Below are 24,208 nucleotides of genomic sequence, written 5' to 3' on the forward strand. Positions count from 1 at the left end.
CCTGATGGTTCATAACCAAAAGACATATGTTACCTGCCGCTATAGTGCATCAAAATCAGACTACGTTCAATTGTAGAACGACAAATGGCAATATGCCAATTTATGCCATTGTCTTGATTTATTTGATAATTGCAGCGAGTTCGCCCTTCTTGTAGCGATCGGACATGGCTTCCAGGCTAAGCGCTTTGATCTTGCTGGCCTGACCTGCGCAACCGAAGGCTTCGAAGCGTGCCTTACAGATGTCCCTGGCGCTGCCCATGGCATCTTTGAGGAACTTGCGCGGGTCGAATTCAGATTTGTTGGTGGCCAAATGGCGACGGATCGCACCGGTCATCGCCAGACGGATATCAGTGTCGATATTGATCTTGCGCACGCCGTACTTGATACCGGTTACGATTTCTTCAACCGGCACGCCGTAGGTTTCCTTCATATCGCCACCGTACTGACGGATGATTTCCAGCCATTCTTGCGGCACGCTGGAGCTACCGTGCATCACCAGGTGGGTGTTCGGCAGGCGGGCGTGGATTTCCTTGATGCGCTCGATGGCCAGAATGTCACCGGTAGGCTTGCGGGTAAACTTGTAAGCGCCATGGCTGGTTCCGATGGCAATGGCCAGAGCATCCACACCGGTCTGCTTGACGAAGTCAGCAGCCTGCTCCGGGTCGGTCAGGAGCTGATCGTGGCTCAGCTTGCCTTCGAAACCGTGGCCGTCTTCCTTCTCGCCTTCACCGGTTTCCAGCGAACCCAGACAACCCAGCTCGCCTTCAACGGACACGCCAATCGCGTGCGACAGTTCCACCACGCGACGGGTCACATCGACGTTGTATTCGTAGCTGGATGGGGTCTTGGCATCTTCCATCAGTGAGCCGTCCATCATCACGCTGGAGAAACCCGAGCGGATGGCCTGAATACACACGGCCGGGCTGGCACCGTGATCCTGATGCATGACCACCGGAATATGCGGATAGGCTTCGACAGCGGCCAGAATCAGGTGGCGCAGGAATGGCTCGCCTGCGTATTTGCGGGCACCGGCGGAACCTTGCATGATCACTGGGCTGTTGCACTCGTCAGCGGCCTGCATGATGGCCTGAACCTGCTCGAGGTTGTTCACATTGAACGCTGGCAGGCCGTAACCATTTTCAGCAGCGTGATCCAGCAATTGACGCATTGATACGAGGGCCATGACTTACTCCATTCAATAATTGATTCGTTTGTTTCACTCGGGGCGGCGATTGACCGCCCTGCGTTGTCTTAGCTTTACATCCATACCACGCTATTGCGCAGCTGCACGCGCTTTGCGCTTTGCCCAGCGGCGTTTCGCCCACCAGACCAGCACGCCCACCGGGATGGCCCACGGCACTAGGGCAATCAGTGCCGACAGTAAATGTCCCAGGCTCGAAAAGAACACAAATCCGGATGATTCCCAGGCGTCCTTCAATGGCATCCACGCACTACGCTCGGCGATGGATCGCGTCGCATGAATTTCCAGCGTCATGCGCACCATATCGGTCTGTTTGGCCAATACCTTGCGACGTCCGACGATCGAATCGAGCTCGCTTTGCGTTTCCGTCAGTGCTTTTTCCAGTTCAACGATATCAGCCAGCTTGCCGGGCTTTTCGGCCAGCAATTTGCGCATGCGATCACGCGATTCGGTGAGATTCTTCAGCTTGGCATCGACATCGACGACTTCGGCGGTTTTATCTTCGCTTTCGGTCCCCTGACTGACAATCACGCCCTGCCCGCGAATCCTGGCGAAGAACGGTTCAACCGTCGCAGGCAGCAATCTGAACGCCAGGGTTGCGCTTGGATTGACGCGATCATTGCGCTCAAAACGCGATGACAGTATCTCGCCATTGGCTTGCATCACACCCTTGGTCAGGTCTGATAACGTGGTTTCGACCTGCTCTGCAGCCTTTACTTCAAGCTCGATGGAGTGAGATACAGCCAGATATCGACGAACATTTACATCCGCCCTGTCAGCCTGAACATCCTCAACCATGGGCGCTGAGTGGAGGGGCACTTCTACAGGCGGCATAAATGCAGCAGGCGTCTCTTTCTGCTGCATGTTTAACACAACAGGCTTGCTGACGAGCTCGCTATCCACTCTTCCGCAAGCAGCCAGCACCACTGTAGCAATCACACTCCACCAGAGCGCCCGCATCGTCTTATTCGCTCCGCGCTTCAAGCACTTCGACTGCAGGCAACAGCTTGCCTTCCAGGAATTCGAGGAAGGCACCGCCACCTGTGGAGATATAGCTCACTTCATCCGTGATGCCATACTTGCCCACCGCGGCGAGCGTGTCGCCACCACCGGCAATCGAGAAGCCCTTGCTGGCGGCAATGGCGCGCGCCAGGGTTTCGGTACCCTTGCCAAACTGGTCGAATTCGAACACGCCGACCGGGCCATTCCAGACGATGGTACCGGCTTGTGCCACGATGGCGGCCAGTTCGGCTGCTGAATTCGGGCCAATATCAAAAATCATGTCGTCGGCTGTCACGTCAGCCAGCGCTTTGGTCACAGCGGGTTCGTCAGCGGCAAACTTCTGGCCCACCACCACATCGCTTGGCAGCGGCACATTGCCGCCACGGGCGCGGATCTTGGCGATCACGGCACGGGCTGCATCGACCAGATCGGCTTCTGCCAGCGATTTACCGATTTCTCGGCCTTCCGCCAGCAGGAAGGTATTGGCAATGCCGCCGCCCACGATCAGCTGGTCTACCTTGTCGGCCAGCGATTCGAGAATGGTCAGCTTGGTCGACACCTTGGAACCTGCGACGATCGCCACCAGCGGACGCGCCGGTTGTGCCAGTGCCTTGCCCAGTGCGTCCAGCTCGGCCGCCATGAGAATGCCAGCGCAGGCAACGGGTGCAAACTTGGCCACTGCGTAGGTCGAGGCTTCGGCGCGGTGCGAGGTACCAAAGGCATCATGGACAAATACATCACACAGCGCGGCATAGGCCTGACCCAGATCGTCCTTGTTTTTCTTTTCGCCCACATTGCAGCGGACGTTTTCCAGCATCACCAGCTCGCCTGCCTTGACCTGAAACCCGGTCCAGTCAGCCAGCACCGGCACGGTCTTGCCCAGCAATTCGCCCAGACGTGCTGCCACGGGGGCCAACTTGTCCTCTTCGTTGACCTGACCTTCGGTCGGACGGCCCAGGTGGGTCATCACGATCACACCGGCACCGGCCTTCAGCGCGTGTTCGATGGTCGGCAGGCTGGCGCGGATACGGGTGTCGTCACCGATCTTGCCGTCCTTGACGGGCACATTCATATCGACACGAATCAGAACACGTTTTCCGGCGAGATCGAGGTCAGTCAGCTTTTTGAATTTCATGGCAGGCAAATAGGATAGTGATGAAAGATGAATAGTGTAGCGCAGACATTTTGCGGAGGTGCGATTGCCTGACTACATGTGCATCCGGCCACTTGAGCAGCGGCCGGAAACACGGAAGCGGCACCAACCGGCACCGCCAGACAACCTTACTTGGCTGCCATCATGGCACGAGCGGTATTGAGCATCTGCACGGAGAAGCCCCACTCGTTGTCGTACCAGCTACCCACCTTCACCAGATTGCCGCTGGACACCTTGGTCAGGGTCGAGTCGAAAATCGAGGCTTCGTTAGTGTGGTTGAAATCGATCGACACCAGCGGCAGATCGTTGTAACCCAGCACGCCCTTCATCAGGCCGTTGGCGGCATCGCGCATCAGGGCATTGATTTCTTCCTTGGAGGTGTCGCGCTTGGCCACAAAGCTCAGATCCACCATCGACACATTGATGGTCGGGACGCGCATGGCGTAGCCGTCCAGCTTGCCATTCAGTTCCGGCAGCACCAGACCCACGGCCGCAGCTGCGCCAGTCTTGGTCGGGATGATGGATTGCGTAGCAGAACGGGCACGACGCAGATCCTTGTGACGCACATCGGTCAGCACCTGATCGTTGGTGTAGGCGTGAATCGTGGTCATCAGACCCTTTTCGATGCCGATGGCATCATTCAGTACCTTTGCTACCGGTGCCAGACAATTGGTGGTACACGAGGCGTTGGATACGACGGTCATGTCGCTGCGCAGAATGTCGTGGTTGACGCCGTACACGATGGTCGCGTCGACATCCTTGTCGCCCGGAGCGGAGATCAGCACCTTCTTGGCGCCCGCATCCAGATGCACCTGACACTTGGCCTTGCTGGTAAATGCGCCGGTACATTCCAGCACCACATCGATACCCAGATCGCGCCACGGCAGTTCGGCCGGATTGCGGGTGCTGAAGAAGCGGATGTTTTCGTCGTTGATGCGCAGCCAGTCGCCATCGGCCTTCACGGTGGCATTGAAGCGACCGTGAACGGTGTCGAACTTGGTCAGGTGGGCGTTGGTTTCGATGTCACCCGATGCGTTGATGGCAACGATCTTGAACTCGGAATTGCGGTTCAGTTCGTAGATTGCGCGCAATACGTTGCGACCGATACGACCGTAGCCGTTGATGGCAATGCGGATGGACATCTTGTGACTCTCCTGAAAACTCGAAAGTTGTAGTCAAAAATTTCAGACTACAAAAAAGGCGATTTTACCTGTTCCTTGCGATGAAGTGCGACTACATCACAGGAAATTTAGTACTTAAACCTTGATTTCAATGCAAAAAGGAGGGATTTCTCCCTCCCGTTTGTCATTTACCCGCATGTACGGGCCGCAAAACAGCAAATGATTACAATACCGCCTTCGCGACAGCCACCACGTTTTCAACCGTGAAGCCAAACGCCTTGAACAGTGCAGGCGCAGGTGCGGACTCACCAAAGGTATCCATACCAACCACTGCACCATCGAGCCCCACATACTTGCGCCAGAAGTCGGATACGCCCGCTTCGATGGCAACGCGAGCAGTGCCACGTGGCAGGACTTCTGCCTGATAAGTCTTGTCCTGACGATCAAAGACATTGGTACATGGCATTGACACCACGCGGGTTGCCACGCCTTCTGCTTCCAGCAGTTCGCGCGCCTTCAGCGCCAGTTCGATTTCCGAACCGGTGGCAATCAGCACCAGCTTGGGCGCGCCATTGGCGGCATCACGCAGCACGTAGCCACCCTTGTTGATCGCATCAACTTGCGCAGCGTCGCGACTGACAAACGGCAGATTCTGGCGGCTCAGGATCATGCTGGACGGGGTCGATTTCTGCTCGATGGCATGCGCCCAAGCCACAGCCGCTTCCATGGTATCGCAGGGACGCCAGGTATTCATGTTCGGGATGTAGCGCAGGGTAGCGGTTTGTTCCACCGGCTGATGGGTCGGACCATCTTCGCCCAGACCGATCGAATCGTGGGTAAACACGAAGATCGGGTTCTGCTTCATCAGCGCAGCCATACGCAGGGCATTGCGTGCATATTCGCTGAACATCAGGAAGGTACCGCCGTAGGGACGGACACCGCCGTGCAGCGCCATACCGTTCATGATGGCAGCCATACCGAATTCACGCACACCGTAGCTAATGTAATTACCGTTGCCTTCGCTATCAATCCACTTGCTCCCCGACCAATTGGTCAGATTGGAGCCGGTCAGGTCGGCGGAACCGCCTACGAACTCCGGAAAAGCGGGCGAGAACGCTTCGATGGCGATCTGGCTAGCCTTGCGGGTCGCAACAGTTTGTGCGGCATCGTTAATCTTTTGCAGCGCAGCGGCTTTCACTTCAGCCCAGTTGGCAGGCAATTCGCCCTTCATGCGACGCAGGAATTCGGCAGCCAACTCAGGGTGCGCAGCTTCGTAATCAGCGAAACGCTTGATCCACTCGCTTTCCAGCGTCGCGCCCTTGTCGCGTGCGTTCCAGCCTGCATAGACATCAGCCGGAATCTCAAACGGGGCATGGCTCCAGCCCAGATGCTCGCGGGCGGCGGCGATTTCGGCGTGGCCGAGTGCCGCACCGTGCACATCATGTGTGCCTTGCTTGTTAGGCGAACCCTTGCCGATGACGGTCTTGCAGCAGATCAGGGTCGGCTTGTCGCTGACCGCCTTGGCTGCGCGGATGGCGGCGTCAACCGCATCGACATCGTGACCATCCACACCGGCGATCACATGCCAGCCATAGGATTCGAAACGTGCAGGGGTATTATCGGTAAACCAGCCTTCGACGTGGCCATCAATGGAGATGCCGTTATCGTCCCAGAAGGCAATCAGCTTGCCCAGTTTCCAGGTGCCGGCCAGCGAACACGCTTCATGGCTAATGCCCTCCATCAGGCAGCCGTCGCCCATGAACACATAGGTGTAGTGATCGACAATGGCGTGACCCGGACGGTTGAACTGCGCGGCCAGCATCTTTTCAGCCATGGCCATACCCACTGCATTGGTGATGCCCTGCCCCAGCGGACCTGTCGTGGTTTCCACACCCGGTGCGTAGCCATACTCCGGGTGACCCGGCGTCTTGGAATGCAGCTGACGGAATTGCTTCAGATCATCGATGCTCAGCTCATAACCGGTGAGATGCAGCAGCGAGTAAATCAGCATGGAACCGTGGCCATTCGACAGCACGAAGCGGTCACGATCTGCCCAGTGCGGATTGGCCGGATTGTGGCGCAGATGACCACCCCACAGGGCCAGCGCAATTTCAGCCATGCCCATCGGGGCACCGGGGTGACCGGAATTGGCTTGTTGAACTGCATCCATGGAGAGGAATCGGATCGCATTGCTCAGATCGGTACGAGAAGCCATGAAGCTATCTTTCATCAGCGAGGCGCAGGCGCGCGCCAGGTTGCGGACAGAGTCGGCCTATGTTGCAGGCCAGCAAAATTTGGCGCGGATTATCCTTTATACAGGCGTTTTAAGCAATCTAAGTCTTTGTATATCAACTGCATTTTTGATTAAAAAGTAGTTTTGTTACGGAAATATTTGCCAATTTTATTGAGTCATTCAACAGAAGCATGCGAGATAGCGGGTATGTGCGTTTTCCAGTACATCAGTCCACCATTTGAACTCAAGGTAAGTCGACAAGAATATTGATGCGCTGAGCAGACCCGCTCACAGCAATTTCCTTACCCTGAAAGGTCTGCCCGCCGGTACCGATGATGCTGACTTGCGGCATGGGATATCGCACAGCAGCCGTACCCGGACATTGGCTGTAACTCACAGATACCAGTTGCTCGCCCTGATTGCCAGCCCGCACCGATGGCGTGACCACACAGCTGGGTGCAACAATGGCGCCGCGGAATTCGATCGTTCCTGCAAATGACTGGGATTCGCTATTCGATGCGGGCTGCAGCAGCCATACCGTCATCGCCCATACATACAGGCGAGCCCCTCGCCAACCGCCGCGCATCATGTCCACACTCCAACTGCATTCACTCTCCTTGTGTATTAGGCGTAATACAGATGCAGTGACGACCATGCCGATAACCGGCAATAAAAAACGGGCCATTCAGGCCCGTTTTGTCGTCTACCCCGATAAATTAAGGGAAAGAGATCGCGATAGGCACTGCAGCACTGACCGTACCTGCGCCAACGGCAGCAGCGGTGGCGTAGTAAGCCACGCTATACGTCAGGGTCACTGCCTGGGTACCGGTCAGACCTGAGCCCAGTGTGTACTTGGAGGTAAAGGTCGGTGTCACCACGGTACCAATTGCGTTAGCAGAGTCCAGTGTGACATTGCTGTCGCTGGTCGCTTCCTTCACCTGCAGGGACACGCCGGTTGCCTTACCGGTAGAAGCACCATTGTTGAAGGTCGTGTTGACGGTTGCATCAGCAGTACCATTCCACGCAACTTGCAGCTTGTTGGTTGCATTTGCGTAATAGGTACAATTGGTGAACTTCAGATTGAAGTTCTGCAATGCAGCAGTATCCCCAATTGCCGAGAAGTTGGTGGTGTTCACTGTTTGCAGGGTCACAGTTTGTGTGCTTGTCGATGTGTCGATCGTACAAGGCTGTGCAACCACTTTACCACTGAATGTGATAGTACCTGCAGTCGATGTCTGACCGGCAGCAAAGCCAGCCAAACTGGTGAGTGCCAGTGCTAGAGGCAGCAAATGTTTGGTTTTCATGATGACTTCCTTTCCCTCGTTTTAGGCTTTTAGCCCGATTTGGCCCCACTCTTGCAGGCCTGATTAAACCACCCGCCCCTTACTGATACGTAATGGTCCAATTAACCGGCACATTAATCGTACCCGGCTGCAATGAAGCAGATGATGAAATGGTATAGACATTAAACAGCCAGCTATTTGACGTAGACGAAGTGATCGGCAAACTGACAGGCACACCCGTCGAAATCATGCCTCCACTGCTGGCAAGCGCCAGCCCGATACTGAGCGGGCTAGCCGTACCTTGATTGGCCAAATTGGTGCCCACACTTCCGGCGGGTCCATTAAATAGAATCGTGGCCGAACTGAATCCGGAACAGTTTAGCGTCGCTGTAAACGTGGCCACCTGCTTCGTCGTATTGGTAATCACGGATGCCAACTGAGTTGGAATCAATATGGTCGATGGCAAATTTGCATTGCAGGTGGTTGCGGTACTGATTGCACCGATATTAATGGTGAGCTGCATATTCAGACAGTTGTAATACTGCGTCCGTCCATTCACGACTTTGGAATAGTTTCCCCGTGGATTGGATGCACATGCGGGCTCCTGAAAACGCGCCACCACCTGACCACCCGCGTAACTCGGATTGGCTGTTGTCGTGCCATCCTCGATATATACCACCTCGGCCAGATGCCCCAGCGAGGCCGGATTCGTCAGCGTCGTCAGCGAGGACATGTCCTGACTGAATGGATAGGCCTTGTTCAGTGCTTGAAAGGTGACACGCAGGTAAAGCTTGTTGGCCAGTTTGTAATAGCCCGAAATCGACCCCGACGAACCGCTAAAGCTTGCATTGACATTGGTGGTGGTATTCACCAGCGTATCTACCACACACACGAAAGTGGTCAGATTACCGTCGTTCGAGGTGGCCGTGCTGCTTGAGCCAAAGGCCAGTGTCATCCCGCTCACCTTGGACAATGCACTGTAGTTCAGGGTTGGGATCGAGATGGTCATGTATTCGGTAATGGCCGTATCCACAGAAGGATAGGTATTACTGGGCGATGAATAGCAGTCAGCCCGAACGGACACGATCAGGCAGCCAAGCAATATCCATCCCATCCAGATCAGACGCAAGCAGTTAGCCATTGCATTGCACCTCGCGCCGAATCGACTCGACAGACTGTGTCACGTCGTAGGCAAACGTACATCGCCCATCCCCCCATACCACCTTGGCTACCCCAGAGGTATCAGGCAGCAGCACATAACTCATCCCACGCGGACCTACCCAGTTTTCACGTCCTTCGCCCAGATCAATACGCGCGCCCAGTGGCACCCACTGGCCGTTATCGCGGCGAATGCTTAACAGCACAGGAATCCCGCGCTGAGCCTTAAAGGGAATGCGAACCAATGCCCCTCGCGAGGGCACAACTTCCTTGGACAGTGTCTCCACCTCGGCAGAATTGCCTGCCGGATCAAAACCCGGTTGGAGCAAAATACTGTTTTCGCGATAAGGTGCCAGCGATGGAATCAGGGCGTATCCTTTTCGATCAGATACCGAATTGGGATACCCTAAAATATTCACGTCCCCCACCCCTCCTGTGTAAACCAGTGCGGCAGACTCACCCAACATGGTGCCCAAAGTCAGGCCATCTCGATGCAAAGCCAATCCACCGGAAAACTGTGCACCAAGCGATGTGCCATTCGAATAATGACTGAATGACAGGGTAGCCAACCCTTTCGATGTATTCTGACCGAGGAAACCGTCCAGACTGGCTTCCTGTCCGTGAGATAAGGTCACCGCATAATTGGACTGCAGCTTTTCACCAAATGCGCCGCCGAGCGACGCTTGATACCCTGATCCGCCCGGATCATTAACTTGCCGCCGGATACTCATAAACGACTGATTATCCGGACGGATACCAAGTGGCATCTGCCATTGCAGCATCAAAAAGGTAGCCGTTGGAAAACCGAATACCTGCGTTCGGTTATACGAGAGGGAGAGCAATGAACTACCACTCATTTGCCAGTTTGCGTTCAGGGCTGTGACCTGCTGCTTGTCCTGACTATCCCATGCCGTAGTCTGCGTGGCATTGGCACTGACACTCAGACGCGCACCAATGCGTTGCTGCACGATCATCTGCAATGAATCTTTGGTGCGAAACCGGCGGCTAAGCCGAGGGGACTCGCTAAGCGCAACCGCATCATTCATATCGAGATAGCCGGGCGAATCATGTCGGGCGGCTATCAACTGAAAATCTGTCTGCGTATCACTCAGGCTTTTTGCCCACAAAACACGTGCACTCGCACCACGTCCGTCATTGAACGGATCGTGATAATGAGACACCGAGACATCCGCCTCAAGTGCGCCCATATTGCCCAGTTGACGGGTGACACCTGCACTCAGCGCCTGATAGCGATTGCCAAGCACCCCCTCCGTATTGAAGGTCCATTCCGAGGCGATCCCTCGTGCATGCTGCCAGCTCAATATATTAAAGTCGGATGCACTCGCTGAGCGCCCGATGGCCAGAGACCACGTGCTTTCACCCGTTGCACGCATGGAGGGTAATACTGAAACAGGCTGCAAATACTCCTGCACCCGGCCATCACTTTCCTCAACTCTGACCAGTAAGTCCTGATTCCCCAGTAGAACAGGCAAATCTTCAATCAGAAAATCGCCGGGAGGCACATTACGCGAATAGAGCTGATGTCCGGACTGGAAAATTCGAATAGTGGCATTGGTTCTTGCCAACCCCCGTACTTTCGGGCGAGCGCCAGCGAGTTTATCGGGATCCATATCGGTATCAGTATGAAACTGCACACCGTAAATACGGTTTGTCCCAAGTACAGTTCCGCCAGCAAGCGCGTTCCCCACGACCAGCTGACCATTCCAGTCGGATAGGTGTCGATAACCGTACAGCAGCTGTGCAATACGATTCGCACTTAGCTTTCCGCCTTGCACAACAGACAAGCTGGTTCGCCAGCGCCAAGGTCCGGTATTAAGACCCATTTGCGTTGCAAACGACAACTGGCTCCCCGCAGAATTGCGATTAGCAGAAATCGTGTAATTGGCCAATAACGCATCCACGCCCTGATCCCAGCTCTTGCGCAAAGAGCGGCGTTTAATACGCTGCATGATCTGCTGGGGCAGGAAAATCACCAACCGTTGCGCCGGACCATCCACACTGATTTGCACACCAGGCAGTAAGGCAACGAGATCGATACAGTCCGAGTGCGCTTCAGGAAACAATTCCGCTAATTCCGGCATGTTTTCCCGATTCATGCAGGGACGCGTTGTTTCTCCTGCCGCGACCAGTTCAACCATGCGTGCATCTAGCTGGCGATCATTGATCACCACATCCAGCAGGTACTTGCCCGGTGGCAAAGCACTCCGCTCAAATTGACTGAGGTCGACAGGCGATTCGTTTCGGAAATTATGTAAAAAATCCTGAGTAAACGTCGTCGGCGCTGCCGAAACCTCTAGCGTCAATGCGCTATTGAGCGCTGCTAGGGTTAGGCAGTGAATGAGCCTGGACATCCTCGGCACCGAAATCGTTGATGGTGCTAAACCGAATCGTATCTGCAATTGATGCACCCACATTGATCTTTCGATCAATGTGGATTTCACGGGATTCAAGCGGTTTAAGCATAAATGCATCATGATCCGCAATCGATTGCTTTTCACGAAGCAAGGAAACACCAGCAAAATTCACGTGATAAACAGAGGGATTCCGTAAAAATACGGTATAGCCCCCGTCGGTTGCAGCTTCGACACGCCATACAAGCTGCTTGGGTGCATCCTCAGATGTGCCCTTTAAACCGCTTGGACGATAAAACACTTTTAAACGCTGGCGAATGGCCAAAACAAGCTTATTCTGAATATCAGCTTTATTTTCAGGCACTTGCTGAACATTCAAATAGAATACAGATTCCTGTTCTTTAGGGAGTTTGGCAATATCCAGCGGCACAATCCGCACCAATGCTTCCCGATTTGGATCAATTCGCACAACAGGTGGAGTGACCCATAGTTCTAGCGTTTCCGGTGCATCATCACTGACACCGGATTGCAACCAGGATTGAGCAAGAAAAGCATCACCGCCGGTATTGCGAACAGTCAGGCTTGTATCTCGCCGACCTTCATTCACAATCAGACGGGTTGCACTCAGAGAAATACCGGCCCACGCACTGGACGAACACAGTGCGGCAGCCACAAAATATTGCAGCAGACGTTTCACTTCTCGTCCCGGATGTCCGGGCTCCCTCTTGTATGCCTATTATTTAGGCTTTTATTTACTGCACAAACGAACTGAATAGTGCTGAGGCATTCTCGCACATTTCAGATGTACGTTACCACAGCATATTAATATGTATCTATTGCAATATACTTATCGTTCAGAATATTTTATCTTCCTCACGAAACAGCATGCTTCTTCCAACCAGACAGCGGCCTAAGTTGTTGTGAATATGGCAGTTCTGCCGCAAAGATGCTTCATCGCACACAATTGTCTTGCCTGCATAGGCATGCACAATCCTAAACTGCAGTAACACTTATTGTCCCTGCTGCCACCTTATGCGTGATCCCATTTTGTGCGATTACCCGGAAACGATTGATACGCCGTATCAGCATATGCGGCTTGCGCGCAAAGGCGATGGCCCCCTACTGTATCAAGCGCTACTTGAACTCTTTGAACAGAACCTGCAGCCAGACGCGCCCATCAACCACCATCGCCCTTCGCAAACCGGTGTAGAGGCTGCCTGCCGCGAGGCACATGCTGAATGGATTTTGCGTGAGCGCCTACTCCTACTCTCATTCGACCGGCAAACTGGCGAACTCACGTGTTCCGTTGGCTTGCAAAACATGCGCTGGCTAGAGGGCGTGCATGAAATAAGTTTATGGACACGCCCCGCATGGAAAAATAGTGGACGTCTGTCCGATGCACTCATGCATCTGGTTGCATATAGCTTCATGATACTCAATGCGAGACGCCTGTCGTGTGTGGTGCCTGCGAGTCAAACCACCTTGTGCGAATCTCTCCTGCTAGCAGGTCTGCGCGAGGAGTCGGTACTACAGGACTATTACCCCAACGATGCCGGTGTGCTGTTCGGTATTGGTCGCTCTCATATCGGGATGCGCTGACCATGCTTGATCCTGTCCTGATTGCATTACCTGACAGCATCCGCACCACCCGCCTGATATTACGGCCACCGCAGGCAGGAGACGGCCAGCATGTCTTTTCGGCAGTGATCGGTTCGCTGAATGAATTGCTCGCCTTTCCGGCATCCATGCGCTGGTTGAGCGCAACGCCCACTCTGGATGCCATGGAGCGCTGGTGCCGTTTGGGTCAAGCCAACAGTATGTTGCGCAAGGATCTTCCCTGGCTCGCCTTTCGCCAGGACACAGGTTTGCTTGTAGGAGTGGCGGAGCTACACCATCCCGACTGGCAATTTCGCACATTTGAAACGGGCTGGTGGGGGCGGACAAGCGAATGCGGACGGGGATTGATGAGCGAGGCGACCCGTGCGCTTCACGATTTTGCGTTTAGCGAATTACAAGCAAACCGGATCTTTGCGCTGGTTGATACGGAAAATCAGGCATCCATCCGCCTTGCGCACCGGATCGGCATGATCGAGGAGGGCATCATGCGTCATGAGCGCTGTGACGCAGACGGTACGCCGCGCCACATGCATCTGTTTGCGCGGACGCGCGTCTAAGGATCAGCGACTGCCCGGCTGCAACTGGACGCGGGCCACCGCCGAACGCCAGCCGCCATACAGACGCTCACGCGCAGTGTCATCCATCGCCGGATCAAATCGGGCAACCGACTGCCAGCGTGCGCCGATTTCTTCCAGACTAGAAGCCGCGCCCGAACCCAGTGCGGCCAGCCAGGCGGCTCCAAGCGCGGTGGTTTCGGTCAATGCCGGACGCTCGACCGGTGTAGCCAGCAAATCCGCCAGATACTGCATCACCCAGTCGTTCACGGCCATACCGCCATCGACACGAATGGCCGCGGGCATCTGTGCGCCATCGGCTCGCATCGCTTCCAGCAAATCACGGGTCTGGTAACACACGGCTTCCAGCGCCGCCCGCACGATTTCGGCCATGCCGGTATCACGCGTCAGGCCGACAATCGCCCCGCGCGCATCGGGGTCCCAGTAAGGCGCGCCAAGGCCGGTAAAGGCTGGCACCAGATAGACTCCGCGCGTATCGGGAATCGAACGGGCAATCTGTTCGGTTTCACCCGCGTGACTCACCAGACGCACCGCATCGCGCAGCCATTGCACCGCCGCACCCGCCACAAAAATACTGCCTTCGAGTGCGTAGGTGACCTTGCCATTCAGTCGCCAGGCAACAGTACTGAGTAGGCGATTGCGCGACGTCACAATCTGCTCGCCGGTATTCATCACCATAAAACAGCCGGTGCCATAGGTAGACTTCACCATGCCCGGCGCGAAGCAGGCCTGCCCGACCGTGGCCGCCTGCTGGTCGCCCGCCACACCACGAATCGGCAAAGCCACGCCCAATACCGCTGCATCGGTCGTACCAAAATCATCGGCACTATCGAGTACCGTCGGCAGGATGGCATCAGGCACGTTGAAGAAGGTCAGCAACTCGGCATCCCACGTCTGCGTCCGGATATTAAACAGCGCGGTGCGGGATGCATTGCTGGCATCGGTGGCATGTACGCGGCCACCAGTCAGCGTCCAGATTAGCCAGGTATCTATCGTGCCAAAGGCCAGCTCGCCACGCTCGGCACGCGCCCTAGCACCGGGTACCTGATCCAGCAGCCAGGCAATCTTGGTCGCGGAAAAATACGGGTCGAGTAGCAGGCCTGTGCGCTCGGCCAGCCAGCGTTCTACGTCCGGCGTGCGATGGCTGGCGCACCAGGGCGCAGTCCGTCTGTCCTGCCAGACAATCGCCTTGTGGATAGGCAGGCCGGTCTGGCGATCCCAGATGACCGTGGTTTCGCGCTGGTTGGTGATGCCGATGGCACGCACCGGCTGGCTGACGTCAGCCAGCGCTTGCTTGCAGAGCTCAAGGGTATGATCGCGAATCTCCAGCGCATCGTGCTCGACCCAGCCATCGGCCGGATAATGCTGGGGTAATTCTCGCTGCGCACGCGCATGCACGCTGCCATCCATGCCCAGTACCATGGCGCGGGTACTGGTGGTGCCCTGGTCGATTGCCAGAAACAGCTCGGTCATCATTTGATCCTTGTTATGCAGGCAGCAACTGCTGATACAGGGCTACCAGTTTCTCCGTCATGGCTGCGGGCGTATGAGGTGCAACGGTTGTTCTTGCACGCGCGCCGATCTCAGCCGCTCTTTCGCCATCGCATATCCGAGCAATCGCTTGAGCGAAGCCTGCCACGTCCAGTGCATCCATGACAAATCCATTATCACCGTGGCGTATCCATTCTGCCGCACCCGCCGTATGCGTAGTGAGCACCGGCACCCCCATGGACATGGCTTCGAGGATCACATTGCCAAAGGGTTCGTACAATGTCGGCAGGATGCAGGCATCGCCCGCAGCATAGAGCGGACGCACGTCGTCCAGACTACCCAGAAAGGTCACCCGATCCGACACGCCCAGCTCCGCTGCCAGTGTTTCATAGCGATGCTGATGTTTATCCTTGCCCGCAACCAGTAATCGCACCTGTGCCGGGCTTTGCGCGAGCGCCCGGACGGCTGTACCCACGCCCTTGCGCTCGAAACCAGAGCCCACAAACACCAGCGCCACCTGATCCGGCGTCAGACCCAATCTGGCACGCGCATCATCACGCAGTTGCGCACGCAATTCGGGGCACCACGTTGCCGTATCGATGCCGTTGTAGATGACGTGTAACTTGGCTGGATCAATGCGGAAATGGCGCAGGATATCCTGCTTGACCAGTTCAGATACGCAGATGACGGCACGCATATTGGCATGCTCGAACATCCGCCGTTCGGCGCGGGTGAGATAATGATGGTAGGGATTCAGCCAGCGCCCCAGTCGCTTGACAGGCGACTGAACGCGGGCGCGCTGGATCAGCCATTCGGCATGCACACCGTCGCCCGCACGATAGAGCGGCAGGCCGGGAATACGTTCGTGCGACTGAACCAGATCAAAGGCCCCGGCCGCCACAACTTCTCGTACCGCGCAGGCAAAACTCCAGTCGCGCCACACGCTACCGATGTAAAACGGGCGCACGCGGACGGTAGATTGTCCGCCATGCTGATTCCATTTCCTCGCGATCAGGGTGACATCTACCTTGCCCTGCAAGGCATCGATGACCCGACTAACGAATCGTTCTGCGCCGCCTGCGGCATTGTATTTCTGGCGAACGATGGCCAGACGCGGCACGCTCATGCGCACTCCGCCAGTAAATCCTGAATCGCAGCATAGACACGCTGGCTGCCAATCTGCACCAGACAATCGCTCACCTTGCCCCCGCCACAGCCATCTCGGCCGCAGGGACGACAGGGGTGATCGCTGGTGATAATGCGATGCTTCACCTGCCACGGTGCCCATTCGATTTCACCCGAGGGACCAAAAAGCGCCACCACCGGCGTGCCCAGCGCAGCAGCCATATGCATGGGCGCGGAATCGACACCGAACAGCATGCGCGCCGATGCAATCACGGCGCCCAGTTGCTTCAGCGTAAGCTGGCCTTGCAGATTCACCACCGGCTGGCTCAGCCCCGCAATGACGGCATTGACCATGCCTGCCTCTGCCGGATCGGGCGCCCCGGTGAGCACCAAGGTATGGCCATCGGCCTGCAGCTGCCGACAGACCGCCACCGTCTGCTCGACGGGCCAGCATTTAAATAACCAGCGCGAACCCGGATGCACCACGATATAACGCCCGGCTTGCACGCCGTGCGTGGCCAGTAGTTCGGCCACATGCTGCTCGGCGGGCGCACCGGGCATCATCGTCAATCGCGTACGCGGATCGGGCTGAATTCCTAGCCGCCGCAACGCATCGAGGTGAATCTCCACGGTATGGCGACGATTGCCTGCAATCACCGGATAGCGATGGGTAAAGGTTTTGGCAAAGAAGCGCCCAAAATCGCCCTCCATGCCCACCGACCAGCGCGGTTTAAGCAAGCGGATCAGCCAAGCGCCGCGATTATGCTCGGTAAGATGCACCACCAGATCATACTGGCGGGATTTGAGGGTGCGGATCAATTGCCATTCGGCGCGCAGCTGCCCGACCGGCCCCAGCTTTTTCCACTGGCGGTCGATCAGGTGCAACTGGCTCATGGCCGGATGCAGTTCGATCATGTCGCGGGTGTCTTTGTAGACCAGCGCGTCAATTTCAGTGTGCGGTGCGGCGGCTTTCAGCGCAGACAGCACCGGACCAGATAGCAACACATCGCCATGATGGCGCAATTTGATGACCAGAATACAGCGCAACGCCATCACATCGATGGCGTCGTCGGGTTTGAGTACAGGATGCATGGATCAGTCGTTCAGATCCGCCAGCAATTCGCGCACGCGGCCGGAGTCTTCCGCCCGCTGGATACGGCTCGCCAGCGAACCCATAGAGGTCAGGTCCGTTTTCAGGATGACTTGTTTTACATTCAGCAACTGGGCGGGATGCATCGAAAAACTGCGCAATCCCAGCGCCAGTAAGAGACGTGTCAGGTTTGGATCGCCCGCCGTTTCACCGCAAACCGATACGGGCTTGCCCAACCGGTCGGCCGTGTGAATGACGTGGCGAATCAGATGCAGCACCGCCGGATGCAGCGGATCATACAGATTGGCCACCGCATCGTCGCAACGATCGACGGCCAGGGTGTACTGGATCAGATCGTTGGTACCAATCGACACGAAATCAAGCTTTTTCAGGAAGTGCGAGATCGATAGTGCCGCAGCCGGCACTTCAATCATGCCACCTAATTGCAGCTCGCCAAAATCCACTCCATCGTCCCGCAGAGACTCGCGGGCTTCTTCAAGGTGGAACTGGATCTGGCTGATTTCGTGGATGCCAGAGAGCATCGGCACCAGCATTTTCAGCGGGCCGAATTTCGCCGCACGCAGCATGGCGCGCAGCTGAGTGCGGAACATCACCGGCTCGGACAGACACAGGCGCACACCGGTCATTCCCAGCGCCGGATTGGGACTGGCGTTGTGATCGGCCCACTTGGGCATTTTGTCGCGACCCAGATCGACCGTCCGGATGGTGACAGGCTTGCCCTGCATCCCTTCCATGACGGCGCGATAGGCATTGAATTGTTCTTCTTCGCTCGGCAGATCATCGCGCCCGAGAAACAGAAATTCGGACCGGAACAGACCCACGCCGGCCGCACCATGTTCCAGCGCATGCTCACAATCAGCGGCCGATTCGATATTGGCCAGTACTTCAACCTTGGTACCATCCAACGTAATCGCCTCGGTCTTTTTCAGACTCTTGAGGCGCTTTTTTTCCTGCAGATGGTTTGCCTGCTTGCGGCGATATTCTTCGAGGATGGTTTCGCTGGGGTCAACAATGACCACGCCAGCCGAGCCATCCACAATGATGGTTTCTTCGTCGCGAATCAACTGGCGCGCATTGTGCAACGCCAGAATCGACGGAATATCCAGACTACGGCCGAGAATAGCCGTATGCGAGGTTGGACCGCCGACATCGGTCAGGAAAGCAGCAAACTCTGATTGCTTGAACAGCACCATATCTGCCGGGCTGAGATCATGGGCAATCAGAATGCAATGACGACTATCGTCAGGTGCCACAAAGCGCGTGCCGTGACGACCGTCGAGTGATTTCTGGATCCGTTCGATCACCTGAATCACATCGTTGCGGCGTTCGCGCAGGTATTCTTCTTCAATTTCGTCGAACTGCGCCAGCAGGCGATCCTGCTGCAGCTTGAGCGCCCATTCGGCATTGCAATGATGCTCGGCAATGATGTCGCGTGGTTCGCGCGAAATGGTGTGATCATTGAGCAGCATCACATGCAGGGACAGGAAGGCGCCCAGTTCGGTCGGGGCATTCTCCGGGATCGAGCCCCAGAGCATTTCCAGTTCCTTGCGCGTAACACGGATGGCCGCGTCAAAGCGTGCCAGTTCCGCCGGAATCTCGCGTTCCTCGATATCGTAGTGTGCGACTTCAAGATCGGTATGTGAAATCAGATGGGCTCGCCCGATCGCGATGCCACCACCAATCCCGATACCGTGCAGGGTGATCGCCATATCGCCGCTGCGCCTTATTCAGATTCGTCAAAACGATTGGCAATGAGCCCCAGCAACGCCTCCATGGCCTCATCTTCATCCGGGCCATTGGTTTCCAGCTCGACGCGGGCGCCCTTGGCTGCTGCCAGCATCATGACACCCATAATACTTTTTGCATTGACGCGCTTGCCGTTGCGGCTCAGCCAGACTTCGCAATTAAATTTGCTCGCCAACTGAGTGAGCTTGCTGGATGCCCGGGCATGCAGGCCCAGCTTGTTGATAATGTCGGCTTCACGCTTTTGCATGGATGCATTCCTGTTTAACGAATTGCTATGTGTTGCGTTTGTTCTGTGCTTAATCCAGACCCAGCTCTCGGGCGATGGGTGGCAGCATATACATCACCCCTTCCAACCCGCCCGTCACGGCCTTGCTTACCGTCACTTCAATGGCTTCATGGCTGTAACAGATTGCGCGAACCAGCATGGGTAGATTAACGCCCGCAACCGCTTCCACCTTGCCGGGCTTGATCAGCTTGTAGGCAACGTTTGCAGGTGTTCCGCCATAAATATCGGTCAGGATCACCACCCCGGATCCATCATCCAGTTCATTGACCAGCGCCTCGGCGCGGCGACGGGCCTCATCGGGATCGTCATGGCGATTGATGGCCAGATGGCGCAAATTGGGCAGGGGGCGACCGAGCACGTGTGCCGCACATTCGGCATAGCTCTCCCCGAGACCGTAGTGTGTGATCAATAGAATTCCGACCATAACCCTCATCCTGCGCGATTTCCGCGCATCTCCCTTATTCTAGCCCACGAAAACAGGACTTGGCGCATCGCAACCGCTTGTACTGTCACAAATCACACCCGCGTTGCAGCTGCGCAGCATACATGAGCTACCCACCGGTATCACACCGCCTTGCAAAAACATTTGTAATCAATCCTATCCAATCACCCACACCATCAATCACTGATATCTCGTAGTTTGATGGCGCTCGTCCACCTCAGACACATGCACAAATGTCACTACATCGCGAAATTCAGCGGGCAATTTGCGAGATTCAATTGCCATCGTGCACCGCAGCATCGAATAATAGCCGACCCTGCACGCGAGTTTATCGATCATGTCCGTTATCCAGTCTGCCCAGCGCATTGTCGTCAAAGTCGGTTCCAGCCTTGTTACCAATGAGGGCCGAGGACTGGATCATGCTGCGCTGGCGCGCTGGGCCAGCGAGATTGCCAGCCTGACGCGGGCAGGCAAACAGATTGTATTGGTCAGCTCCGGCGCGATTGCCGAAGGACTGGCAAGACTGGGCTGGGCGAAACGTCCGAGTGCCGTGCACGAACTACAGGCTGCCGCAGCCGTCGGACAAATGGGGCTGATCGAAGCCTACGAGCGATGTTTCCGCGAGCATGGTCTGAAAACGGCACAAGTGTTACTGACCCACGAAGATCTGGCCGACCGCACCCGCTATCTCAATGCACGTACCACACTCACTACGCTGCTGGGACTGGGCGTCATCCCCATCATCAATGAAAATGACACCGTAGCCACTGATGAAATCCGCTTTGGTGACAACGATACGCTGGGTGCGCTGGTCACTAATCTCGTTGATGGCGATGCCCTGATCATCCTGACCGACCAGTCTGGCCTCTATACCGCCGACCCGCGCAAGCATCCGGATGCCACACTGGTCAGCGAAGCGATCGCAGGTACACCCGAGCTTGAGGCCATGGCTGGCGGCGCCGGTTCCAGCGTGGGCACGGGCGGCATGTATACCAAGATCATCGCGGCCAAACGCGCAGCGCGTAGTGGTGCTCATACTGTGATTGCCAGCGGTCGCGAGGCGCAGGTATTAAGTCGCCTGGCATCTGGCGAATCCATCGGCACGCAACTACTGGCCGGACAAACCCGCATCACCGCGCGGAAAAACTGGCTGGCAGATCATCTGCAGGCATGTGGTCATGTGGAACTGGATGCCGGTGCAGTCAAAGCGCTACGCGAACAGGGTACCAGCCTGCTGCCCATCGGCATTCGCAGCGTGAGCGGCGAATTTGCTCGCGGCGACATGATTCGCTGTGTAGATCAGACTGGCACTGAAATCGCACGCGGCCTGAGTAATTACGCCGCCGCGGATGCCCGCCGCATCGCTGGCGTGCCCTCGCAACGCATCGAGGCGATTCTGGGTTATGTTGACGAAGCCGAGCTGATCCACCGCGACAACCTGATAGTGCTCTAAGTCTGGCGATTGCACGCGATTGGCGTATCATGCGCGCCCCGACCTACAATGAAGCACTGACGTGCACACAGGAACACCCATGAGCGAGCAAAGCGGCACTCCGGTCAAACGATGTATCAAATGCGGTTCGGCCGGCGAACTGACCAAGGCGGGTTCGCGCCGTTTCTGGGTACAGTGTGCCCGCTTCGGCAAGAACGGCAACTGCAACCAGATTGGCGCGCAGGAAGACAACAAGAAGGACGCAGTCAGCCGCTGGAATGCGATTAACTGACCGCTGCAGAAAAAGAATGCGGCAGGGGCAACCACCGGTCGCCCCTGCACAGGCAGCTTAGGCCGCTGGTGCCTTTTTCGCACGCGGGGCACGTGCCGGCTTAACCAGCTCTGCTGAAGCGGCAACTGGCGAAGCTGCGACAACCGGCTGCACCGTTTCAGTCACAACCTTTTCCACTTTCGTAGCCACCTTGCGCGGCGCAGCAGGCTTCTTTGTGGCCGGCTTTGCCGTCGCTGCCTTTGCTGCGACAGGTTTAGCGCCCGCAGCCTTCACCGGCGCAGGCTTGCTGGCCGACACCACTTTTACCTGCCCTGCACCCTGTGCACCCAGCACTATTTCCTTCAGATGCACCAGCTTCTGCTCATCTTCGGGGTGCGGCTTGCCATCGGCGCGCACAATCGCCTCAATATGCGACAGGAACTCGGCGCGATCCACGCCTGCTTCATCCAGCATATGCGGAATGGCCTTAAGCGCGGCTTCCTGATTGTAGGCCAGCACCACCGTCTGATCATGCAGCAGTTGCTTGAACTCTCGCGCCCCCATCACACTGAGTGAGGGATAGTTGTGACGCAACTGGCGGATCAGTGCGAAAGCGCGTGCATCAAAGGCGCGATCGAGCAGACCCGCATACAGGATACAGCGCGTACCCGCCGCACCTAGTCCGCCGGTTTCGATATGCGACGCCACCCATTCACGCGCACGTGCTGACTCAGCCTCACGCAGTAGATCACGGCCCATGCGGCGGCGCTTATTGCCCTCGCCTGCATCCATGCCCAGCCAGGCCTGCAGCACCGGATTGCCAAAGGTACGCATAAACCATTGCTCAGTCGCATGATCGCGCGCATCGCGCCAAGCATTTAAACCTTCCACTACCTGATCGGCCAGCCCTTCCTGCATTTTCAGGAAGGGATTGTCTTCGTTCACCTGATGGCGATTTTCGCGAATGACCTTGGCCTGCTCGGCAATCGAGCGCATCCATGGATTGCGGTCTGAAAACAGCGAATATCGCACACGATGCGCACTGTTCTTACGGTTCAGTTCAGCCGTCGCCGTCGTACCCAATACCTTCACCCACGGACGCAGGAATTGCTTGTAGAGCGCATTGTTCACGCGCGACAGACGCGACACCGCATTGAAGCGATCATCATCTTCCGGCAGGTTTTCCACCAGCGGGCGCAAATCCGCCAGCTTGCGACGCTCGAAGCGGGCGACGTAATTGCTGGAGACCAGATCAGCATTGACTGTATCGTCGGTGCGCTCCTGAATCACCAGCTCGTACAAGCCTGGCGACAGCACATCGATCAGATCAATATTGCGGGCAAAACCATCGTGATGTTTGGTAGCGACCTTGGCCGAGACAAAAATGCCGAGGTGGCCGATCGTATCGTGCAGGGTGTAGATGATGGTGCGGCCGGTCTCCAGCAGCTCCTTGTCTGACCCATACACATCGAGAATCCAGCCGAGTGCCTGCGGCGGCGGCGTGATGTTATCGCCCATCGAGCAGAACACCACCACCGGCGAAGTGATATTGCGCAGATCAACCCGAATACCGTCGCTGGTGATCAACTCGCCACTAGACAATTTGTTGCCGACGAACAGCTCATCGGTGATGTACTGGATTTCTTCGCCGTTGAGCAATACCGGATTGCCCCACCACTTCTCGAAGTCGAGATAGCGCTGGTCTTCCGTGTCGATCTTGGAGAACAGCTCGTAGTTTTTCTTGAAAAAGGTGTTCGCCGGATTCAGGCCTTCAAAATTCTGTACCAGCATGGCGCCATCAAACTTGCCGCCACCGAGATCATTGGCCAGTGCAGTGAGCCATGTACCACCCAGCATGCCGCCGTGATAGCGCATGGGATTCTTGCCGCGATAGCCCGCCCAGTACGACAGCGGCGCACCCGACAGAATGATTGGCCCGGACAGATCCGGCTGCATGGCATTGGCCATCATGATCTGCCAGCCCGCCTGACAGTTACCAATCAGACAGGGCTTGCCATCAGCATCCGCGTGCAGCTCTTTTACCTTTTCGATGAAAGCAATTTCGGCACGACAGACGTCTTCCACGGTCTGCCCCGGCATCGGATCGACCATGAAGCCCACGAAATAGCATGGATGACCCGCAGACAGAGCCATACCGATCTGGCTATCGTGCTTCATGCCGCCAATACCCGGACCATGCCCGGCGCGCGGGTCGAACACGATAAAGGGTCGACGCTGCGGCTCGATCACATCGGTCGGGCGCGGCTTGATGCGCATCAGGCCGTAGTTCACCGGGCGCGGCAGCTGACGACCATCGACAATGATTTCGTATTCGAAGCCGAGCACATTTAGCGCAGCCTTCTCAGCCCCGGCTTCGAACTGATTACCGCGCTGGCGCAGCACATCGAGAAACAGTACTGTCCGCTCCCAGAAATCCTGAGCATATTGCTGGTACGCCATCGGCGCCGACCAGAAAGGCGCCATCTGCGTGAGTAGCTCGGCCCCCTTGTTCATCTGGAAAGGCGGCATCCACGGCATGCCGGAAAATGGAAAACCAGACGTACGATCACTCATGACTCAACTCCAAGG

General features: G+C 56.4%; 21 protein-coding genes. 4 read left to right on the forward strand and 17 right to left on the reverse strand.

Annotated elements, in window-relative coordinates; all coding sequences use genetic code 11:
• Positions 1-118 precede the first annotated feature (118 nt).
• The 10 genes from fba to KSF73_01830 all read right to left on the reverse strand — a co-directional run bounded on the left by fba (position 119) and on the right by KSF73_01830 (position 12,130).
• Entirely contained in the window at positions 119-1,183 is a 1,065-nt protein-coding gene (gene fba, locus KSF73_01785) for a fructose-bisphosphate aldolase class II (GenBank protein ID MBV1774437.1), read from the reverse strand.
• Positions 1,184-1,273: 90 nt separating this feature from the next.
• Entirely contained in the window at positions 1,274-2,161 is an 888-nt protein-coding gene (locus KSF73_01790; protein MBV1774438.1) for a DUF4349 domain-containing protein, read from the reverse strand.
• 4 nt (positions 2,162-2,165) lie between these two features.
• Positions 2,166-3,338 (reverse strand): phosphoglycerate kinase, encoded by a 1,173-nt coding sequence (locus tag KSF73_01795; protein MBV1774439.1) that lies wholly within the window; start codon positions 3,336-3,338, stop codon positions 2,166-2,168.
• A gap of 146 nt (positions 3,339-3,484) precedes the next feature.
• Complete coding sequence (gene gap, locus KSF73_01800; protein MBV1774440.1) at positions 3,485-4,498, reverse strand: type I glyceraldehyde-3-phosphate dehydrogenase; 1,014 nt, start codon at positions 4,496-4,498, stop codon at positions 3,485-3,487.
• 202 nt (positions 4,499-4,700) lie between these two features.
• On the reverse strand, positions 4,701-6,692 hold the full coding sequence (gene tkt, locus KSF73_01805; protein ID MBV1774441.1) for a transketolase: 1,992 nt from the start codon (positions 6,690-6,692) through the stop codon (positions 4,701-4,703).
• A 262-nt stretch (positions 6,693-6,954) separates the two neighbouring features.
• Complete coding sequence (locus tag KSF73_01810) at positions 6,955-7,299, reverse strand: hypothetical protein (protein MBV1774442.1); 345 nt, start codon at positions 7,297-7,299, stop codon at positions 6,955-6,957.
• Positions 7,300-7,426: 127 nt separating this feature from the next.
• Positions 7,427-8,014, reverse strand: coding sequence for a type 1 fimbrial protein (locus KSF73_01815; protein MBV1774443.1), 588 nt, complete (start codon positions 8,012-8,014; stop codon positions 7,427-7,429).
• Between the two features lie 79 nt (positions 8,015-8,093).
• Positions 8,094-9,134, reverse strand: coding sequence for a fimbrial protein (locus tag KSF73_01820; GenBank protein ID MBV1774444.1), 1,041 nt, complete (start codon positions 9,132-9,134; stop codon positions 8,094-8,096).
• Positions 9,127-11,523, reverse strand: a complete 2,397-nt coding sequence (locus tag KSF73_01825; protein MBV1774445.1) for a fimbria/pilus outer membrane usher protein — start codon at positions 11,521-11,523, stop codon at positions 9,127-9,129. The genes KSF73_01820 and KSF73_01825 overlap by 8 nt, the downstream gene beginning before the upstream one ends.
• Positions 11,480-12,130, reverse strand: coding sequence for a molecular chaperone (locus tag KSF73_01830; protein ID MBV1774446.1), 651 nt, complete (start codon positions 12,128-12,130; stop codon positions 11,480-11,482). Before KSF73_01830 ends, KSF73_01825 begins: the two co-directional genes overlap by 44 nt.
• Positions 12,131-12,555: 425 nt before the next feature.
• Between KSF73_01830 and KSF73_01835 the strand changes: the two genes are divergently transcribed.
• Complete coding sequence (locus tag KSF73_01835; GenBank protein ID MBV1774447.1) at positions 12,556-13,122, forward strand: hypothetical protein; 567 nt, start codon at positions 12,556-12,558, stop codon at positions 13,120-13,122.
• Between the two features lie 2 nt (positions 13,123-13,124).
• On the forward strand, positions 13,125-13,697 hold the full coding sequence (locus KSF73_01840) for a GNAT family N-acetyltransferase (protein MBV1774448.1): 573 nt from the start codon (positions 13,125-13,127) through the stop codon (positions 13,695-13,697).
• Between the two features lie 3 nt (positions 13,698-13,700).
• On the opposite strand, the gene glpK is transcribed toward KSF73_01840, so the two are convergent.
• From glpK to KSF73_01870, 6 genes are read right to left on the reverse strand one after another with little or no spacing between them, the layout of a single operon-like run.
• Positions 13,701-15,188 (reverse strand): glycerol kinase GlpK, encoded by a 1,488-nt coding sequence (glpK, locus tag KSF73_01845; GenBank protein MBV1774449.1) that lies wholly within the window; start codon positions 15,186-15,188, stop codon positions 13,701-13,703.
• Positions 15,189-15,201: 13 nt separating this feature from the next.
• Positions 15,202-16,332, reverse strand: coding sequence for a glycosyltransferase family 4 protein (locus KSF73_01850; GenBank protein ID MBV1774450.1), 1,131 nt, complete (start codon positions 16,330-16,332; stop codon positions 15,202-15,204).
• On the reverse strand, positions 16,329-17,423 hold the full coding sequence (gene rfaQ / locus KSF73_01855) for a putative lipopolysaccharide heptosyltransferase III (GenBank protein MBV1774451.1): 1,095 nt from the start codon (positions 17,421-17,423) through the stop codon (positions 16,329-16,331). Before rfaQ ends, KSF73_01850 begins: the two co-directional genes overlap by 4 nt.
• 3 nt (positions 17,424-17,426) lie before the next feature.
• Positions 17,427-19,151: a phosphoenolpyruvate--protein phosphotransferase gene (gene ptsP / locus KSF73_01860; protein ID MBV1774452.1), complete on the reverse strand. Its 1,725-nt coding sequence runs from the start codon at positions 19,149-19,151 to the stop codon at positions 17,427-17,429.
• Positions 19,152-19,165: 14 nt separating this feature from the next.
• Complete coding sequence (locus KSF73_01865; protein MBV1774453.1) at positions 19,166-19,435, reverse strand: HPr family phosphocarrier protein; 270 nt, start codon at positions 19,433-19,435, stop codon at positions 19,166-19,168.
• Between the two features lie 49 nt (positions 19,436-19,484).
• A complete protein-coding gene (locus KSF73_01870) occupies positions 19,485-19,898 on the reverse strand; it encodes a PTS sugar transporter subunit IIA (GenBank protein MBV1774454.1) in 414 nt (137 codons plus the stop codon).
• 352 nt (positions 19,899-20,250) lie between these two features.
• Between KSF73_01870 and proB the strand changes: the two genes are divergently transcribed.
• Positions 20,251-21,369, forward strand: a complete 1,119-nt coding sequence (gene proB, locus KSF73_01875; GenBank protein ID MBV1774455.1) for a glutamate 5-kinase — start codon at positions 20,251-20,253, stop codon at positions 21,367-21,369.
• Between the two features lie 79 nt (positions 21,370-21,448).
• Entirely contained in the window at positions 21,449-21,640 is a 192-nt protein-coding gene (locus KSF73_01880; GenBank protein MBV1774456.1) for a hypothetical protein, read from the forward strand.
• 57 nt (positions 21,641-21,697) lie between these two features.
• Here KSF73_01880 and KSF73_01885 read toward each other — a convergent pair whose 3' ends face one another.
• A complete protein-coding gene (locus KSF73_01885) occupies positions 21,698-24,193 on the reverse strand; it encodes a DUF3141 domain-containing protein (protein ID MBV1774457.1) in 2,496 nt (831 codons plus the stop codon).
• Between the last annotated feature and the right edge of the window lie 15 nt (positions 24,194-24,208).

It is taken from the genome of Burkholderiaceae bacterium DAT-1, from assembly GCA_019084025.1.
Taxonomy (GTDB): domain Bacteria; phylum Pseudomonadota; class Gammaproteobacteria; order Burkholderiales; family Chitinimonadaceae; genus DAT-1.

Excerpts from the sequence above, each read along its gene's own strand:
- fba (MBV1774437.1), bottom strand. The coding sequence starts at position 1,183 with ATGGCCCTCGTATCAATGCGTCAATTGCTGGATCACGCTGCTGAAAAT.
- KSF73_01790 (MBV1774438.1), bottom strand. The coding sequence starts at position 2,161 with ATGCGGGCGCTCTGGTGGAGTGTGATTGCTACAGTGGTGCTGGCTGCT.
- KSF73_01795 (MBV1774439.1), bottom strand. The coding sequence starts at position 3,338 with ATGAAATTCAAAAAGCTGACTGACCTCGATCTCGCCGGAAAACGTGTT.
- gap (MBV1774440.1), bottom strand. The coding sequence starts at position 4,498 with ATGTCCATCCGCATTGCCATCAACGGCTACGGTCGTATCGGTCGCAAC.
- tkt (MBV1774441.1), bottom strand. The coding sequence starts at position 6,692 with ATGGCTTCTCGTACCGATCTGAGCAATGCGATCCGATTCCTCTCCATG.
- KSF73_01810 (MBV1774442.1), bottom strand. The coding sequence starts at position 7,299 with ATGATGCGCGGCGGTTGGCGAGGGGCTCGCCTGTATGTATGGGCGATG.
- KSF73_01815 (MBV1774443.1), bottom strand. The coding sequence starts at position 8,014 with ATGAAAACCAAACATTTGCTGCCTCTAGCACTGGCACTCACCAGTTTG.
- KSF73_01820 (MBV1774444.1), bottom strand. The coding sequence starts at position 9,134 with ATGGCTAACTGCTTGCGTCTGATCTGGATGGGATGGATATTGCTTGGC.
- KSF73_01825 (MBV1774445.1), bottom strand. The coding sequence starts at position 11,523 with ATGTCCAGGCTCATTCACTGCCTAACCCTAGCAGCGCTCAATAGCGCA.
- KSF73_01835 (MBV1774447.1), top strand. The coding sequence starts at position 12,556 with ATGCGTGATCCCATTTTGTGCGATTACCCGGAAACGATTGATACGCCG.
- KSF73_01840 (MBV1774448.1), top strand. The coding sequence starts at position 13,125 with ATGCTTGATCCTGTCCTGATTGCATTACCTGACAGCATCCGCACCACC.
- glpK (MBV1774449.1), bottom strand. The coding sequence starts at position 15,188 with ATGACCGAGCTGTTTCTGGCAATCGACCAGGGCACCACCAGTACCCGC.
- KSF73_01850 (MBV1774450.1), bottom strand. The coding sequence starts at position 16,332 with ATGAGCGTGCCGCGTCTGGCCATCGTTCGCCAGAAATACAATGCCGCA.
- rfaQ (MBV1774451.1), bottom strand. The coding sequence starts at position 17,423 with ATGCATCCTGTACTCAAACCCGACGACGCCATCGATGTGATGGCGTTG.
- ptsP (MBV1774452.1), bottom strand. The coding sequence starts at position 19,151 with ATGGCGATCACCCTGCACGGTATCGGGATTGGTGGTGGCATCGCGATC.
- KSF73_01865 (MBV1774453.1), bottom strand. The coding sequence starts at position 19,435 with ATGCAAAAGCGTGAAGCCGACATTATCAACAAGCTGGGCCTGCATGCC.
- KSF73_01870 (MBV1774454.1), bottom strand. The coding sequence starts at position 19,898 with ATGGTCGGAATTCTATTGATCACACACTACGGTCTCGGGGAGAGCTAT.
- KSF73_01880 (MBV1774456.1), top strand. The coding sequence starts at position 21,449 with ATGAGCGAGCAAAGCGGCACTCCGGTCAAACGATGTATCAAATGCGGT.
- KSF73_01885 (MBV1774457.1), bottom strand. The coding sequence starts at position 24,193 with ATGAGTGATCGTACGTCTGGTTTTCCATTTTCCGGCATGCCGTGGATG.